Source organism: Streptomyces sp. NPDC045968 (assembly GCF_056430475.1).
Map to the genome: position 1 here is coordinate 11,814 of NZ_JBWKLF010000016.1, position 16,259 is coordinate 28,072.

Genomic DNA, 16,259 nt, shown 5'->3' on the forward strand with positions numbered 1-16,259 from the left:
GCCGACGATCGTCCACGACAGCGATCGGGCGGTCTTGAAGAAATGGGAAGAGAAGCCGACGCGAAGGGCGGACGGTTGGCGGCTACCCGGCTACCCGGCTACCCGGCTACCCGGCTACCCGGCTCCGAGGAGGACTTCGCTGCGACGCCAGGCCGTCGGCGACCGGCCCGTGAACTCGCGCCAGTCCCGGATGAGATGGGCCTGGTCGGCATAGCCGGAGACGGTTGCCACATCGCCCCACGGGAGTGGGTCCTGCGCCGCCGCCAGGTCGTGCGCGTGCTCGAAGCGCAGGACTCGGGCGAAGGTCTTCGGCGACAGGCCCACCTCACCGCGAAACCGCTCGGTGAGGTACCGACGGCTCCAGCCGAGTTCCGCGGCGACCGCGCCAACCTGGACGCAACCCCGCGCGGCTACGAGGCGGCGCCATGCCTCGGCTACTTCGGGGCGCACCCCACGCACATGGTCGCCGCGGGCGCCACGGCCGACAGCTCGGAGGAGTAATTCGTCCAGCGCGGTGAACCGCGCCGCCCACGTTGTCGCCGATCGGAGCCGGTCGACCAACTCAACGGCAAGCGCTCCGAGAAGCTCGTCAAGTGGGACCAGTCGGTGGGCGAGCTCGGCGGACGGCATGCCGTAGATGGCCCGGGCCCCGAGCGGTGTCAGCGATACCTGGACACCTTGCTGGCGTCCGTCGTGGTGAATCGCGACGGACCGGCACATCAGACCGCCGGCCACGCTGCCGAATCGGGTGACCGGTGACCCGTCGTCAACGCCCGCCGCCACCTCCAAAGGATCTGACAGGCTGATCACCGCGGTGAGTGCGCGGCTCGGCGGGCCGCAGTGCACCCCCGTCGGGAGCCCGCGGAGGTCGAAGCCGACATACGAGTCGACGTACTCCCGCAAGAGGGGCGCCGGACGTGCACTGATCCCGGTGGCCGTGTGGTCCTCCATTTCGGCAGTGTACGAGCCGCCCGGCCCAGGAAGACGACGTACGACAGCTCGTGCCCGGGCCACGGTCCCCATCAGGGAACCGCACCTGGCGTGGCGGTGAGCTCCTCGTGTGCAACCCCCCTGTGGCCGCTCCTCCACCGATCGAGTGAATCGGGGAGAGGGGTGCGTTGATGGCGGCGCCAGGGATCTGGGGGCCGGACGGGCTCGGCGCCCTCGCCGCGCGGCGAGCGCGGGGCGTGTCGCGCACTGCGGATCTGGGACAGTGCCGCTCCACGATCAAGGAGCGGGGTGAGCGGTGTGGCCGTGGTGGGGCAGAGGCTGAGTGACCTGGCAGGTCCGCGTGGCGGTGGTGGCAGCCGGACGTTGAAGCACAGCGACGGGCCGTGGACGCGGGCCGCTGGGGGCGCGGAGGCGATGCGGACGCATCTGGCGCCGGTGAAATCCGAGCTGGGGGCGGCGCACGAAGGGCTGCTGGCGGGGGCCGGCGACCTGACCGCGCTGGCGGAACTGGGCACCGTACGCGAGTCGTGGGAGCGGAGGATCGCGACCGCGCAGGGCGAGTGCGCGAGCCTCGCGGGGAAGTTGCGGGCCGTGGCGCGTGCGCAGGGCGAGACGAACGAGGCCGTGCGCTCGTCCTTCGCGCCGGTGGCGGGCGAGGGCGGGGGCAGGGCGCGGTGAGCGGGTCGGTGCTGACGTGGGCGAAGTTACGGGACCTGAAGTGCGGCGAACTGGAGGGGGCGGCCGACGGCTGGGGCCGGGCGAGCAACCGGGCCGACGCGGCTCGGGACCGGATCGAGCAGCAGCTGCTGAACGGTTTGCGCGAGACGGAGCAGGGCGAGGCGGCGGATGCGGCGGTGGGGCGGCTGCGGCAGCTGAGCCGGAACTTCCAGTACGTCTATACGGAGTGCGGCCTGCTCCGTACGACGCTGAACAGCCTGGCCCACGAGATGAGGGCGCAGCAGCGGGTGTTGGCGGATGCGCTGGACGAGGCGGGCGCGCTGAAGTTCACGGTGCACGCGGATGGGTCGGTGACGTATCCGGCGGCGGGGGAGGGGCTGGTCGAGGGGAAGCCGTTGGTGGGTGGGACGGCGTCCGGGGGAGGGGTGCCGGGGCTGGTGGCGCCGTCCGGCCTCGTTGCGCCGAATCCGAACGCGGCGAAGGCGCAGGACATCGCGGACCGGGTCGTGAAGGCGGTGCGGACGGCGGCCGAGATCGACTGGCGGTACGCGCGGATTCTGCGGAGGCTGAAGGCGGAGGAGGGCCTGAAGGTCCCGGACTCGACGTGGACGGACGCGGCGGGGGACGCGGCTGCGGTGCGGGGGGCGGCGCGGGGGTATCTGAAGGACGCCATCCCGTTGGGCGCGACTCCTGCCGAACGCGGCGCGTGGTGGGCCGGCCTGACGCAGGAGCAGCGTGAGGAGTACCTCGCGGTGTACCCCGACCAGATCGGCAACCTGGACGGGATCCCGGCCCTCGTACGCGACTCGGCCAACCGGGACAACCTTCAGCTTCTGATCGGCAAGTTGGAGGGGCGGGACGACGAGGACGCGGTGACGAAGCTGGCGGGGTTGCGGGAGATCGACCGGCAGTTGCAGGCGGTTCCCAAACCTGGCGAGCCGCCGATGTATTTGCTGGGCATCGGGGATCAGGGGAACGGTCGGGCGATCGTGGCGTATGGGAATCCGGATACGTCTAGGAATGTGTCGGCATACGTGCCGGGGTTGAACACGTCCCTGGATGAGCAGTTCGCGAAGGGTGATCTCAAACGTGCGCGCGACACCGCCGTCGCTATCCGCGATATCGATAGTTCCAGTGCAGTGATCGCCTGGTTGGGATACGACGCGCCACAGGCGCCTGATGGGTTGGATAGCCTCGCAGTGATGGGCGATGAACGAGCGGAGAAGGGTGGGCGTTCCTTCAGCGGATTTATGGGCGGCCTGGTAGCGACTAACGAAAACGAGGATCCGCATATGACGGCCATTGGGCACTCGTACGGGTCACGGACTGTAGGTGCGGCCGCGCAGGAGGGATCTGGGGTGCCAGGAGTTGACGACATTGTGCTCGTTGGTAGCCCTGGGGTCGGTGTGGACCGCGCTGAGGACCTTGGCGTGGGCAGGGACCACGTCTTTGTCGGATCGGCGGAAAATGATGTGGTGACAAAGGCTCCATCCAAATTGCAGGGAAATCTCGGTGCAGCTTTCGGTCCCGTCGGGTATGTGGCTGGCGGGCTGGCAGATCGAGGGGATGACGACCGGTGGTTCGGCAAGGACCCGGCGAGTGAAGCATTTGGGGCGAGGCGCTTCCGTGTGGATGATGGACCGCGAGTTATCGGCACTCATGGGATCTCATCTGATGCGCATTCTCAATACTTTGATCCGGAATTGGATGTTGATTCGGCGGACAGCATCGCTCTGATTGCTGCTGGCAGGGCTCATAAGATCAAGTTGGAGGAGCCGCGGTGAGGCGTCGATTTCAAGCTATTGCGTTGGCAGTGATGTTGGCCTTCACGTTGCCCGGCTGTGCGAGCGAAGAGGCGGATGGCATGAATATGCAAGATGCGGCGGACCATTCTGACGGCATTCTTAATGCAGTGCTCCATGAGGTGCGACCGGAAGTGCATTGGACCCATGGCCCAACCACCACGGGAATTTGTGACGTGTCCCGTCGGCGCACGATCATGACCGTGATCTCACCGGAGCGCAGGGGGAGCTTCCTTGGCCTCGTAGATCGTTTCTGGCGGAAAGAGGGGTATCGAATCAAGGCGATCAATAACGATGCCGACTTCCCGGCGATCTATGCTCAGACCAAGGAGAATTTCGCGGTGAGCCTCCGATTCGGCGGCCAGGGGCAGGCGTTCTTCCGAGTTAACAGCCCCTGCGTGATGGAATCGGAGGTTGCCGACTCCACCACCAAGCCCACCGCCCCCACCTATGAGGGCATGGAGCACATCCCCCGCCCCAACATCCGCTCCGACTTCTGGTCAGCCGGAGCCTCCTGACCCCGCGTCACGCCCCCCGCACCCCCGTCACGCCCCCTCCCACCCGTACACACCAGCGAATCGGCCCATGAACCGTGCCCGGATGGGGGATGGTTGAGGGGTGCGGAAATACTGGGTGGTTGTCGGCGGTGGGATCGGGTTGTGTCTGTGTTTCGTGGCGCTGCTCGTCGTCGGTACGTACTCCGCCGCTGCCGGACTCGCCGGGGGTGGGGGCGGAGGGGTCGTCGGGCTGGCCAAGGGGGCCGTTCCGGCGCGGTATCAGCCCCTGGTGGAGAAGTGGGGCAACCTCTGTCCCGCCATCAACCCCGCCCTCCTCGCAGCGCAGTTGTACCAGGAGAGCGGCTGGAACCCGAGGGCCCAGAGTCATGCCGCCGCTCAGGGCATCGCGCAGTTCATCCCCGGGACCTGGGCCTCGCACGGGATCGACGGGGACAATGACGGGGACCGTGACGTGTGGGACCCGGCCGATGCGATTCCGTCCGCCGCCTCGTACGACTGCGAGCTCGCCGGGTACGTGAAGAAGGTTCCGGGCGACCCGACCAACAACATGCTGGCGGCCTACAACGCCGGCGCCTACCGGGTGATCCGGGCGGGCGGGGTGCCCGCCATCTCGGAGACGCAGAACTACGTCAGGATCATCCGGTCGCTGGAGAAGAGCTTCGCCAGGCCCGTCGGCCGTGTCGCGCCCTCGCGGCAGGCGGCCGGGGCCATCTACTTCGCGCAGGAGAGGCTCGGCACGCCCTATCTCTGGGGTGGCAACGGCACGGCCGAGCAGGGCGGGCGGTTCGACTGTTCCGGGCTGACGCAGGCCGCGTACCGGACCGTCGGTATCGAGCTGCCCCGCGTCGCCAACGACCAGTACAACGCCGGGCCGCACCCTTCGCGGGATGAACTGCTCCCCGGGGACCTGGTGTTCTTCTCCGACGATCTGACCAACTCGCGGACCATCCGTCACGTGGGGCTCTACGTCGGAGGCGGGTACATGATCAACGCTCCGTACACCGGGTCCGTCATCCGGTTCGACAAGATCGACACCCCCGACTACTTCGGTGCGACGAGGGTCACTAAGGACGGCGCGGCGGCTCTTCCGACCGACCTCCCGCAAGCCTGACGGGGCGTTGCCGTGGCCGGAACTCTCTGTGAAGCCTGGGCCCTGAGCTGCGACGATGAGTCTCTCTTCGATAACGTCATGGTGATCATTCGGTGGAGGTCGGAACGTACGCAGCTGACAGACCGTTTCCTGGACTGGGGCAGCATGCGCACTGACCATGCGGCGCTGCCCGGTACACGCGGTATCGCACCGAACACGGGGGTCGACCGAAGCAGCGCACGTCTGTGTGCGCCGCAGCAGCAGACAAGGCAAGGGGCCGCGGCAGATGGCTGGACTCGCACTCGATGGGTCGAACCCCGACGTCAGCCTGCTCTACGACATCAACGGGCTGGCGAAGGCCTCTCCCGCCTGGTTCGACCGGGTCATGGAGTTCGTCGGTGAGTACGGGATCATGCTCGGCATGGTCCTGGTCGCCCTGTGGTGCTGGTGGAGCGTTCGCCGGCGTGGGACCGTCGAGGACTCGGTGACGGCTGTCGCGGGCATCGTCTGGGCGCCGCTGGCCGCCGGGATCGCCCTGCTCATCAACATCCCGATCCGGGGCTTCGTGGAGCGGCCACGCCCGTTCAACGATCACGACGGACTCGACGTCCTCGTGGCGGGAAAGACGGACTTCTCGTTCGTCAGCGACCACGCCACCATGGCGATGGCGATCGCCGTCGGACTCTTCGTGGCCAACCGGAAGTTCGGGTTCGCCGCTCTCGCCCTCGCGCTCACCGAAGGCCTCTGCAGGGTCTACATGGGCGTGCACTATCCGACGGACGTCATCGGCGGGTTCGCTCTCGGTACGGCGGTGGCACTGCTCCTCGCGCCGCTCGCCATGGCCCTGCTGACGCCGGTCGTGACGGCGGTGTCCCGGTCCGGCCGGGTCGGCCGCCTCGTCCGCTCCAGCAGGCCGGTCGCCGCTTCGGCCGACGACCGGGGCAGGGCGCTCGGCATCCCCGAGCCGCGGCCCGGGTCGGGCGGCGGTGGTGCGGGAGAGAAGGACCTCGCCGCCTGACGGGCGGCAGGGGTCCAGGGGCCCAAAGGTCAGAGGGACTGGGGGAAGGTGAAGAGGCGGTCCGGGTCGTACCGCGTCTTCAGGCGGGTGAGCCGGTCGGCGGCCGTGCCGTAGTACGCCTTCCGCCAGTCGGCCAGATTCGGGTCGACGTAGTTCTGGTACGCGGCCCCGGACGCGTACCGGCGCAGCGCCGCATGGGTGTTTTTCAGCCAGCCTTGGTGGGCCGTTCCGGAGGTCCCCGGCCGCCAGGCGCCGACGTACTGGGCGAGTACCCGTGAGCGGCGGTGGACGAACGCGGTCGCCCGCGGGTCGACCCGGTTGATCGCCCCGCCAAGCGCGGTGAGGACGAGGGAACCTTCGCCGCCGCCCTGTTCCACCGGAATCCGGGTGAAGGCCTCCGCCCGGTCGATCAGCGCCCGCAGGCCCGCCCCGGGGAGCGGCCGGTCGAAGAAGTCGGAGGCCGCCGCGTACGCCTCGCGCTGGAGCGCCCCGCCCTCGTCACGGCCCGGCGTCGGGCCCGGTAGGCGGCACTGCGCGTCCGTGAGACCCGAGCAGCCCGCGTACACGAGCATCGCCTCCAGGAAGCCGCGCCGGCGCAGGGTTACGGAGGAGGCCGAGGCGCCGACGCGTTCGGCGAGCCGGTCCACGGCGTTCTGCAGATCCCCGTACGTGCCGAGTGAGAACACGGCGATCGAGAGGGTCGGTGTCTCTCCGCCCGGGCCCGCGTCGAGGTGGACGGAGGACCAGATCTCGTCCGGCTGCTCCGGGCCCCACTCCTGCCAGGCCGCGAGCACCGCGTGGGCGCGGGACCAGGGGTAGGAGAGGTGTCCGCTGACGGTCTGCGGGGCCGGGCGGGTGCGGAAGCGGAGTTCGGTGACGACGCCGAAGTGACCGTTGCCCGCGCCGCGCAGGGCCCAGAAGAGGTCCGGGTGGTGGTCGGCGTCGGCGGTGAGCGTGGTGCCGTTGGCGGTGACCAGGGTGGCGGATGTCAGGTTGTCGCAGGTCAGGCCGTAGGCGCGTGAGGCGACACCGTGGCCGCCGCCGAGGGTGAGGCCCGATATGCCGACCGTCGGACAGGAGCCGCCCGGGACGGCCCTGCCGTGGCGGGCCAGCCCTCGGTAGACGTCGACGAGTCTCGCGCCTGCCCCGATGGTGCCGTCGCCGTCGACGCGGGCGAGCGAGGAGACGTCGATGACCAGCCTGCCGTTGCCGCTGGACCAGCCCGCGTACGAGTGGCCGCCGCTGCGGATCGCCACGGGCGTACCGGTCCTGCGGGCGAAGGCCAGGCACTCGCGGATGTCGTCCTCGTGCCGTACGTACGCGACCGCTGCGGGCTTCAGCGGGTCGAACCGGGTGTTGTAGAGCTGCCGGGCGCTCGCGTACGCGGAGTCGCCGGGGCGTACGAGGAGGCCGTCGAGGCCGTGGCCGAGGGCCGGCCAGTCGGCGGCCGAGGGGCCGGGGCCGGGTGAGGCGGGGGGTGCCGGGGTGGGGCCGGGGGTCTCGGGGAGGCGGGTGGCCGATGCCCCGCCCGCGCCGTGGTCGCCGCCCGCGCCGCAGCCGGTGGCCGCGGTCAGCGTCGCGGCCGCGCCCATGGCCAGTGCGGCGTTGAGCACGGTACGGCGCTGGGGTGCGGGGCCGGCCGGGGAGAGCGCGGGTCCGGCCGGCGGGATCGGTGGTGTCGGGGCCTTCGGGCTGTGCGGCCGGTTCATGGGCGGCCTCCGGGTCGGGCCCCGGCCGATCGGCTGATCAGGCGGTGAGGCGGTGAGGTGTCAGGCGCCCCGGGATTCCGGCGCGTCCTCGGGTATGGACAGGTGCTGTTCGGCGTCGGTACGGGCCCGGTCGCGGGACCGGCGTGCGGGTCCCCGCCAGCCGCAGGTGCAGTGGGCCAGACAGAACGAACCCCGTTCGGTCGTGGTGACGTCGTGCGGCATGTCGTGTGGCGCGTTGTCTAGCGCGTCGTGCGGCGAAACGGCGCCCTGCCCGTCGACGGACGTGGTGCCTGGCTGGGGCGGGGTGGTCCGGCCGGCCGTGTGGAGGGCCGGGATGCGGGAGTGGTCCGGGGCCTGGGTGGGGGCTTCCTCATGCACGCGTCCACGGTACTGGCGGCGGCCCCGTCACGGCGGGCCGGTGCACCGATCGATGTGCCGGAGGGGGGCGCCCGCGGACAAGGGCGGGCGCGGGCGGCGTGACGGGGAACCCCGGTGGTCGTTAGGCGGGGCGGGTGGGGGGCTCATGCAGGGTTGGTCGTTGGGGGTTGGCAGGCGATGGTGGTGCAGCAGCACAGGTGCGGAGGCGGGGCCCTGGCTGTCTGCGCCCTCGCCGTGGCGGGTGTGATGGCGGTGACCGCCGGGTGCTCCGGCGGGAGCGGCGGCGGTGACGGGCGCGGGGGGCAACTCCGGGCCGGGGCGCCCGGAGCCGGTGGCCCGAGTGAAACGCTTCGACGGGCCGCGGACGTGCTAGCCGCCGCGGGCAGCGCGGAGATGCGTACGTCGATGGAGACCTCGGCCGGCGGGACGCGGGTGACGATCAGGGGCGAGGGGGCGTACGACTTCCGAGGGCAGCTGGGGCGTATCAAGGTCGTCCTGCCGAGGGACGCCGCCGGGGAGGCCGGGCACCGGCCGATCACCGAGCTGCTGGCCCCGGGGGCGCTGTACATGAAGAACCGTGGTGCCGGGGTGCCCGACGAGAAGTGGGTGCGGGTCGATACGACCGCGCTGGAGGACGGGAATCTCGTCACGGGCGGGGTGACCGATCCGATGGCCGCCGCCGAACTGCTGCGCGGGGCCCGTGAGGTGACGTACGTGGGGAAGACGGAGCTCGCCGGGGTGACGGTGCATCACTACCGGGGGACCGCCGACCTCGGGCGGGCGGCGCGCGCCGCGTCCGAGCGGTCGCGGGGTGCGCTGGCCGCGGCAGCCAAAGGGTTCAGCACGGACACGGTGCCGTTCGACGCGTACCTCGACGAGGACGGACGGCTGCGCAAGGTGCGCCACCGCTTCAGCTTCGCCTCCGAGGGGCCGCCGGTGGCGGTGGTGTCCACGATGCTGCTGTACGGGTTCGGGGTGCCGGTCACCGTGCGGTTGCCGGACCGGGGCGACATCTACACGGGTTTGATCCAGCAGGGGCAGGGCGGCGGAGGGGACCGGTAGGAGGGGGGCGAAATGGTCCGTCCGTGCCATGCGCGGTGCGTGGTCCGCTCCCTACGCTAGGAAGCCGGTGCGCCAGGAGTCGGCGACGGCAGAGAGAGGTGACGCACGTGGTGACGCTCAGCGCCCCGAACGTTCAGGACTGTTTGGCCCTGGCCGAGATCGAACTCTGCGGCGAGCTCATGATCGCGGCCTCGGCCGCCCGTGAGGACCGGCTCAGTCCCGACCGTATCGACGAGGTGCTCAACGTCAGGACCGGCGACCGGTAGCCGGCCCCCGGCTGGCGGGCCGCCGGGGGTGACTTCGCGCACGTCGCGGGGGTCGTGGCGCCGGCTCAGGTACGGAGCAGGCGGGCGATGGCCTTCGTGGCCTCCTCGACCTTCGCGTCGATCTCCTCGCCGCCCTTGACGGCGGCATCGGCGACGCAGTGGCGCAGGTGCTCCTCCAGGAGCTGGAGCGCGAAGGACTGGAGGGCCTTGGTGGATGCCGAGACCTGGGTCAGTATGTCGATGCAGTAGACGTCCTCGTCGACCATCCGCTGGAGGCCGCGGACCTGGCCCTCGATCCGGCGCAGGCGCTTGAGGTGCTCGTCCTTCTGGTGGTGGTAGCCGTGGATACCGCGGTCGTGGTCGGTGACGACGGTGGCCGCACCGGCTTCCGTGCCGGGCTCCGCGCCCGTGGAACCGGCTGCCTCAGTGGCCTCGGTGGTGGTCATTGCATCCTCCCGTTGTCTGTAGCCCTGCCTCCATATACCCCCGCCGGGTATATGGTACCGAATCCAGCCGAAACGTGACCGGGGGTCCGTGCTGATCACTGTGCCCGATGGGCGACACTGAAGAACGCCGGTTAGCCGTGGCCGGATGATGCGCCTAGCATCAGCCTGACCGAATCCAAAGCATCCCGAGGACCCCACGTGCGCTTTCGTCTGACCCCCAGGGAGACGAGCTTCTACGACATGTTCTCCGCATCCGCGGACAACATCGTCACGGGCTCGAAGCTCCTGATGGAACTGCTCGGGGCGGATTCTGCCTCCCGAGTCGAGATCGCGGAGCGTATGCGGGCAGCGGAGCACGCGGGGGATGATGCCACCCACGCGATCTTCCACCAGCTCAACTCCTCGTTCATCACGCCCTTCGACCGCGAGGACATCTACAACCTCGCCTCGTCGCTCGACGACATCATGGACTTCATGGAGGAGGCCGTCGACCTGGTCGTTCTGTACCAGGTCGAAGAGCTCCCCAAGGGTGTCGAGCAGCAGATCGAGGTCCTGGCCCGGGCGGCGGAACTGACCGCCGAGGCCATGCCGAGTCTGCGGACCATGGAGAACCTCACCGAGTACTGGATCGAGGTCAACCGTCTGGAGAACCAGGCCGACCAGATCCACCGCAAGCTGCTCGCGCAGCTCTTCAATGGCAAGTACGACGCCATGGAGGTGCTGAAGCTCAAGCAGATCGTGGACGTGCTGGAAGAGGCCGCTGACGCGTTCGAGCACGTCGCGAACACCGTGGAGACCATCGCGGTCAAGGAGTCCTGAACCTCGTGGACACCTTTGCGCTGATCGTGACCATCGGTGTCGCGCTCGGCTTCACGTATACGAACGGCTTCCACGACTCGGCGAACGCCATCGCCACCTCGGTCTCCACCCGGGCGCTGACCCCGCGTGCGGCCCTGGCGATGGCCGCCGTGATGAACCTCGCAGGCGCCTTCCTGGGCCAGGGGGTCGCCAAGACCGTCAGCGAAGGGCTCATCGCCACGCCCGAGGGGCAGAAGGGGATGGGAATCCTGTTCGCGGCGCTGGTCGGCGCGATCATCTGGAACCTCGTCACCTGGTACTACGGTCTGCCGTCCTCGTCCTCGCACGCCCTGTTCGGCGGCATGGTCGGCGCGGCGCTGGCCGGCGGGACGATGGTGCACTGGGACGGTGTGCTGGAGAAGATCGTCATCCCGATGTTCATCTCGCCGTTCGTCGGTCTGATCGTCGGCTATCTGGTGATGGTCGGCATCATGTGGATGTTCCGGAACTCCAACCCCCACAAGGCCAAGCGCGGCTTCCGTATCGCGCAGACGGTCTCGGCGGCGGGCATGGCGCTCGGTCACGGTCTCCAGGACGCGCAGAAGACGATGGGCATCGTCGTGATGGCCCTGGTCATCGCGGATGTCGAGGGACCGAACGACGAGATTCCGGTCTGGGTGAAGATCGCCTGTGCGCTGATGCTCTCGCTCGGTACGTACGCGGGCGGCTGGCGCATCATGCGTACGCTCGGCCGCAAGATCATCGAGCTGGACCCGCCGCAGGGGTTCGCGGCCGAGACGACGGGGGCGTCGATCATGTTCGGCTCGGCGTTCCTGTTCCACGCGCCGATCTCCACCACGCACGTCATCACGTCCGCGATCATGGGTGTGGGTGCCACGAAGCGGGTGAACGCCGTGCGGTGGGGTGTCGCCAAGAACATCATCCTGGGGTGGTTCATCACCATGCCGGCGGCGGCGCTGGTCGCTGCGCTGAGCTACGGGGTCGTCGTGCTGCTGTTCGGGTGACGGGCTTGAAAGACGATATGGGTCCGCCCCGCTCTCCTCAGGGAGAGCGGGGCGGACCCTTTGCCGTATGGGTGGCACCGCCATGCAGCACCCACAGGCGTTCAGGGGGTTATCCGAAGCGGCCGGAGATGTAGTCCTCCGTGGCCTGGACGGACGGGTTGGAGAAGATCCGTTCCGTGTCGTCTATCTCGATGAGGCGGCCGGGCTTGCCCACCGCCGAGAGGTTGAAGAACGCCGTACGGTCCGAGACGCGGGCCGCCTGCTGCATGTTGTGCGTCACGATGACGATCGTGAAGCGCTCCTTCAGCTCCCCGATCAGGTCCTCGATCGCGAGGGTGGAGATCGGGTCGAGCGCCGAGCAGGGCTCGTCCATCAGGAGGACGTCCGGCTCGACCGCGATGGCGCGGGCGATGCACAGGCGCTGCTGCTGGCCGCCGGAGAGGCCGGAGCCGGGCTTGTTCAGCCGGTCCTTGACTTCGTTCCAGAGGTTCGCGCCGCGCAGCGACTTCTCGACCGTGTCGCTCAGCTCGCTCTTGCGGTACTTGCCGTTCAGCCGCAGGCCCGCCGCGACGTTGTCGAAGATCGACATGGTCGGGAACGGGTTCGGGCGCTGGAAGACCATGCCGACCGTGCGGCGCACGGTGACGGGGTCGACGCCGGGGCCGTACAGGTTCTCGTCGTCCAGCAGCACCTTGCCCTCGACGCGGCCACCGGGGGTGACCTCGTGCATCCGGTTCAGGGTGCGCAGGAACGTGGACTTGCCGCAGCCGGACGGGCCGATGAAGGCGGTCACGGAGCGGGGCTCCACGGTCATCGAGATGTCCTCGATGGCCTTGTGGCTGCCGTAGTAGGCGGTGAGTCCGCCGATGTCGATGCGCTTGGCCATGTGGATCACTGCTTCTTTCGGGAGGTCGCTGTTGGCCGCGTCAGCGACCGGTCTTGGGGGCCTTCCAGCGGGCGATGCCGCGAGCCACCAGATTGAGGAGCATGACGAAGGCGATCAGCACCAGTGCGGCGGCCCAGGCGCGGTCGTACGACGCCTCGCTGCCGATCCTGTACTGCTCCCAGATGTAGAAGGGGAGTGACGACTGGGCGCCTTCGAAGGGGTTCGGGTTGATCAGCTGGGAGCCGAAGACGAGCAGCATGATCGGTGCGGTCTCACCGGCGATACGGGCGACGGCGAGCATGACGCCCGTCGTGATGCCGCCGATCGCGGTCGGGATGACCACCTTCAGGATGGTGCGCCACTTCGGGATGCCGAGGGCGAGGGACGCCTCGCGGAGCTCGTTCGGTACGAGCTTGAGCATCTCCTCGGTGGAGCGGACCACGACCGGGATCATCAGGATCGTCAGGGCGAGCGCGCCCATCAGGCCGGACGGCTGGAGACCCGCCATCAGCATGATCGAGAGGATGAAGAGACCGGCGACGATCGAGGGGATGCCCGTCATCACGTCGACGAAGAAGGTGACGGCCTTGGCCAGCCCGCCCTTGCCGTACTCGACCAGGTAGACCGCGGTCAGCAGGCCGATCGGGGCGGAGATCACGGTGGCGATGCCGACCTGCTCCAGCGTGCCGACCAGCGCGTGGTAGACGCCGCCGCCCGGCTCCGTACCGAGCACTCCGGCCATGGAGTGGGTGAGGAAGTAGCCGTCGAGCACCTTCGCGCCGCGGCTGACCGTCGTCCAGATCAGGGACGCGAGCGGGACGATCGCCAGGAGGAAGCAGACCCAGACGAGGCTGGTGGCGAGACGGTCCTTGGCCTGCCGCTGATTCTCGACCGCGGTCGTCGCGGTGTACGAGATGACCACGAACAGCAGCGCGGAGATCAGACCCCACTGGATGCGGCTCTCCCAGCCGGCCGCCGAGCCGATCCCGACGCCGAGGGCGACCGAGACGGCGGCGAAGCCGAGCGGGGCCCAGCGGGGGAGCGACCGGCTGCGCAGCGTGCTCTTGGCGGCGGGCGGTGTCGGCGTCGGGTGTTCCTGGACGCTCGTGTGTGTGGTGCTCATGCGTTGGCCCCCGAGTACTCCTTGCGGCGGGCGATGATGAGGCGCGCCGCGCCGTTGACCAGCAGGGTGAGGACGAAGAGGACCAGGCCGGAGGCGATCAGGGCGTCACGCCCGAGCTGGTTGGCCTCGTCGAACTTCGCGGCGATGTTCTGGGCGAACGTGCCGCCGCCCGGGTTGAGCACATGCAGCGAGATGAGGAAGCTCGGCGACAGGACGGTGGCGACGGCCATCGTCTCGCCGAGCGCGCGGCCCAGACCGAGCATCGAGGCGGAGATCACACCGGAGCGGCCGAACGGCAGCACCGAGAGGCGGATGACCTCCCAGCGGGTGGCGCCCAGGGCGAGTGCGGCTTCCTCGTTCATCTTCGGGACCTGGAGGAAGACCTCGCGGCTGACGCTCGTCACGATCGGCAGGATCATGATCGCGAGGAGGATGCCGACGGTGAAGAGCGAGCGGGCGACGCCGACCTCGGTCTTCTCGAAGATGTACGTCCAGCCGAGGAACTGGTCGAGCCAGAGGTTCAGGCCCTCCAGGTACGGCACGAGGAAGAGGGCGCCCCAGATGCCGTAGATGATGCTCGGCACTGCGGCGAGCAGATCCACGACGTACGCGAGGGGCGCGGCCAGCTTGCGGGGCGCGTAGTGCGAGATGAAGAGGGCGATGCCGACAGCGATCGGAACCGCGATGACCATCGCGATGATCGAGCTGACGACGGTGCCGAAGAGAAGGACCGCGATGCCGAAGACCGGCGGGTCGCCGGCCGGGTTCCAGTCGAAGGTGGTGAAGAAGTTGCCTTCGTCCTTCGAGACGGCGAGAGCGGCGCGGTAGCTGAGGAACACGGCGATGGACGCCATGAGCACGAGCAGCAGAATGCCCGAGCCCTGCGAGAGGCCCAGGAAGATCTTGTCGCCTGCGCGCCCGGTCGACTTGGCGCGCTTTCGTTGGGCCGACGGGGCCGGTGGTGTGTCTATCGGGGTGATGGAAGCCATGGTCTTTCCGGTCTGTGTGGGGGAGCGAGTGGCTCCCCTGGCGGCGGTGCACCGGATGGGGCTGGTGGCGGGCCGGTCCGGAGGGGTGCGCCGGACCGGCCTGCCGGGGTGTTGCCGGGTGTTACGAGAGGCCGGCGACGGTCTCGCGGACCTTGGCGTTGATCTCGCTCGGGATCGGTGCGTAACCGGCCTCGGTCAGGACCTTCTGGCCCTCCTCGGAGGCGGTGTACGTCAGGAAGGACTTGACGGTGGAGAGGGTGTCGGACTTGTTGCCGGTGTCGCAGGCGACCTCGTACGTCACCAGGACGATCGGGTACGCGCCCTCGGCCTTGGTGGTGTAGTCCAGGTCGAGCGCCAGGTCCTTGCCGGTGCCCTTGATCTTGGCGGCGGCGATGGCCTTGGAGGCGTTCTCCGAGGTGGCCTTCACCGGGGCGGCGCCGCCGGTGTTGATGTCCACGGTGGAGATGGACTGCGAGGAGGCGTAGGAGAGCTCGAAGTAACCGATCGAGCCGTCGACCTGCTTCACCTGGGCGGCGACACCGGAGGAGCCGGATGCGGCCTGGCCACCGGGGGCCGGCCACTTCTTCTCGGCCTCGTACTTCCAGTCGTCGGCCGCCGCGGCGCCGAGGTACTTGCCGAGGTTCTGCGTGGTGCCGGAGTCCTCGGAGCGGTGGAACGCCTGGATGGCCTTGTCCGGCAGCTTGGCGCCGTCGTTGAGCTTGGCGATCGCCGGGTCGTTCCACTTCTTGATCTTGTTGTCGAAGATCTTGGCGAGCGTGGGGGCGTCCAGCGTGAGGCTGTCGACACCCTCCAGGTGGAAGCCGATGGCGATGGGGCCGCCGACCATCGGGAGGTTGATGCCCTGGCCGGTCTTGCAGATCTTCTTCGACTCGGCGACCTCTTCGGGCTTCAGCGCCGAGTCGGAGCCGGCGAAGCCGACGGTGCCCTGGTTGAAGGCGATGATGCCCTCGCCGGAGGAGGAGGACTTGTAGTTGATCTCCACGCCCGAGCAGGCGGCCATGTAGTTCTTGATCCAGAGGTCCATGGCGTTCTTCTGCGCGCTGGACCCGGAGGCGAGGAGCTGGCCCTTGGCGCCGTCACACTTGATGTTCGACGCGGCGCTGGTCTTCTCGCCCGTGCCGCCCGTCTCGCTGCCGGTGTTGTTGTCCGAACCGCACGCCGTGAGGACCAGGGCGCCGGAGACGGCGAGGGCACCGAGCGCGGTGGCACGAAGCCGGTTCTTGCGCTGAAGCTTCACTTTCGGGTGTTCCTTCCAGGAGCCGCCGTGGTGGTCTCGTTCTACGACGGCGTGCGATGAGGAATGGTGCGGTGGCTTGGCGCCGCGCACCGTGTACGTCCGAAATTAGGCAGAACAGGTGAAGCCGCCTACGGGGCAGGGTGAACGGAGGGTGAACCGTGTCGGACGGGCTGGTTCTGGGGGCCGGGTCCTTGGCGGGGTTCTGTCCTCAAGCGCCGGACGGGCTGTGTGTGGCGCCCCGGTCCGGGCTCGCCCGTTCGGG

17 protein-coding genes are annotated in these 16,259 nt (G+C 69.0%); 9 read left to right on the forward strand and 8 right to left on the reverse strand.

Features of this window, described 5'->3' with window-relative positions; translation table 11 throughout:
* Nucleotides 1–114: 114 nt before the first annotated feature.
* A complete protein-coding gene (locus AC07FA_RS32185) occupies nt 115–951 on the reverse strand; it encodes an AraC family transcriptional regulator (RefSeq protein ID WP_479079877.1) in 837 nt (278 codons plus the stop codon).
* Between the two features lie 288 nt (nt 952–1,239).
* Between AC07FA_RS32185 and AC07FA_RS32190 the strand changes: the two genes are divergently transcribed.
* The 5 genes from AC07FA_RS32190 to AC07FA_RS32210 all read left to right on the forward strand — a co-directional run bounded on the left by AC07FA_RS32190 (nt 1,240) and on the right by AC07FA_RS32210 (nt 6,057).
* Entirely contained in the window at nt 1,240–1,629 is a 390-nt protein-coding gene (locus AC07FA_RS32190) for a hypothetical protein (protein WP_479079878.1), read from the forward strand.
* Nucleotides 1,626–3,413: an alpha/beta hydrolase gene (locus tag AC07FA_RS32195; protein ID WP_479079879.1), complete on the forward strand. Its 1,788-nt coding sequence runs from the start codon at nt 1,626–1,628 to the stop codon at nt 3,411–3,413. Before AC07FA_RS32190 ends, AC07FA_RS32195 begins: the two co-directional genes overlap by 4 nt.
* 32 nt (nt 3,414–3,445) lie before the next feature.
* On the forward strand, nt 3,446–3,949 hold the full coding sequence (locus tag AC07FA_RS32200; RefSeq protein WP_479079950.1) for a hypothetical protein: 504 nt from the start codon (nt 3,446–3,448) through the stop codon (nt 3,947–3,949).
* Between the two features lie 100 nt (nt 3,950–4,049).
* Nucleotides 4,050–5,060 carry a C40 family peptidase gene (locus tag AC07FA_RS32205; protein WP_479079880.1) on the forward strand — a complete coding sequence of 337 codons (1,011 nt, stop codon included), beginning with the start codon at nt 4,050–4,052 and terminating at the stop codon, nt 5,058–5,060.
* A gap of 265 nt (nt 5,061–5,325) precedes the next feature.
* Complete coding sequence (locus AC07FA_RS32210) at nt 5,326–6,057, forward strand: phosphatase PAP2 family protein (protein ID WP_479079881.1); 732 nt, start codon at nt 5,326–5,328, stop codon at nt 6,055–6,057.
* Nucleotides 6,058–6,086: 29 nt separating this feature from the next.
* Here the strand turns inward: AC07FA_RS32210 and AC07FA_RS32215 are convergent, their stop codons facing one another.
* Both AC07FA_RS32215 and AC07FA_RS32220 read right to left on the reverse strand, forming a co-directional pair.
* Nucleotides 6,087–7,649 carry an FAD-binding oxidoreductase gene (locus AC07FA_RS32215; RefSeq protein WP_479079951.1) on the reverse strand — a complete coding sequence of 521 codons (1,563 nt, stop codon included), beginning with the start codon at nt 7,647–7,649 and terminating at the stop codon, nt 6,087–6,089.
* 177 nt (nt 7,650–7,826) lie between these two features.
* Nucleotides 7,827–8,144 (reverse strand): hypothetical protein, encoded by a 318-nt coding sequence (locus AC07FA_RS32220; RefSeq protein WP_479079882.1) that lies wholly within the window; start codon nt 8,142–8,144, stop codon nt 7,827–7,829.
* A gap of 177 nt (nt 8,145–8,321) precedes the next feature.
* Between AC07FA_RS32220 and AC07FA_RS32225 the strand changes: the two genes are divergently transcribed.
* Nucleotides 8,322–9,206: an SCO4651 family lipoprotein gene (locus tag AC07FA_RS32225; RefSeq protein WP_479079883.1), complete on the forward strand. Its 885-nt coding sequence runs from the start codon at nt 8,322–8,324 to the stop codon at nt 9,204–9,206.
* 107 nt (nt 9,207–9,313) lie between these two features.
* Nucleotides 9,314–9,472, forward strand: coding sequence for a hypothetical protein (locus AC07FA_RS32230; RefSeq protein ID WP_479079884.1), 159 nt, complete (start codon nt 9,314–9,316; stop codon nt 9,470–9,472).
* 65 nt (nt 9,473–9,537) lie between these two features.
* On the opposite strand, the gene AC07FA_RS32235 is transcribed toward AC07FA_RS32230, so the two are convergent.
* Nucleotides 9,538–9,918, reverse strand: coding sequence for a metal-sensitive transcriptional regulator (locus AC07FA_RS32235; RefSeq protein ID WP_479079885.1), 381 nt, complete (start codon nt 9,916–9,918; stop codon nt 9,538–9,540).
* A 198-nt stretch (nt 9,919–10,116) separates the two neighbouring features.
* Here AC07FA_RS32235 and AC07FA_RS32240 point away from each other — a divergent pair, with 198 nt between their 5' ends.
* Together AC07FA_RS32240 and AC07FA_RS32245 are read left to right on the forward strand one after the other, a co-directional pair.
* Entirely contained in the window at nt 10,117–10,737 is a 621-nt protein-coding gene (locus AC07FA_RS32240) for a DUF47 domain-containing protein (protein WP_073720505.1), read from the forward strand.
* A gap of 5 nt (nt 10,738–10,742) precedes the next feature.
* Nucleotides 10,743–11,741: an inorganic phosphate transporter gene (locus tag AC07FA_RS32245; RefSeq protein WP_479079886.1), complete on the forward strand. Its 999-nt coding sequence runs from the start codon at nt 10,743–10,745 to the stop codon at nt 11,739–11,741.
* A gap of 109 nt (nt 11,742–11,850) precedes the next feature.
* Here the strand turns inward: AC07FA_RS32245 and pstB are convergent, their stop codons facing one another.
* The 4 genes from pstB to pstS all read right to left on the reverse strand — a co-directional run bounded on the left by pstB (nt 11,851) and on the right by pstS (nt 15,997).
* Entirely contained in the window at nt 11,851–12,627 is a 777-nt protein-coding gene (pstB, locus tag AC07FA_RS32250) for a phosphate ABC transporter ATP-binding protein PstB (RefSeq protein WP_479079887.1), read from the reverse strand.
* Nucleotides 12,628–12,667: 40 nt separating this feature from the next.
* Complete coding sequence (pstA, locus tag AC07FA_RS32255; protein ID WP_479079888.1) at nt 12,668–13,750, reverse strand: phosphate ABC transporter permease PstA; 1,083 nt, start codon at nt 13,748–13,750, stop codon at nt 12,668–12,670.
* Nucleotides 13,747–14,739, reverse strand: a complete 993-nt coding sequence (pstC, locus tag AC07FA_RS32260) for a phosphate ABC transporter permease subunit PstC (RefSeq protein ID WP_479079889.1) — start codon at nt 14,737–14,739, stop codon at nt 13,747–13,749. Before pstC ends, pstA begins: the two co-directional genes overlap by 4 nt.
* Before the next feature lie 121 nt (nt 14,740–14,860).
* On the reverse strand, nt 14,861–15,997 hold the full coding sequence (pstS, locus tag AC07FA_RS32265; protein WP_479079890.1) for a phosphate ABC transporter substrate-binding protein PstS: 1,137 nt from the start codon (nt 15,995–15,997) through the stop codon (nt 14,861–14,863).
* Nucleotides 15,998–16,259: the final 262 nt, after the last annotated feature.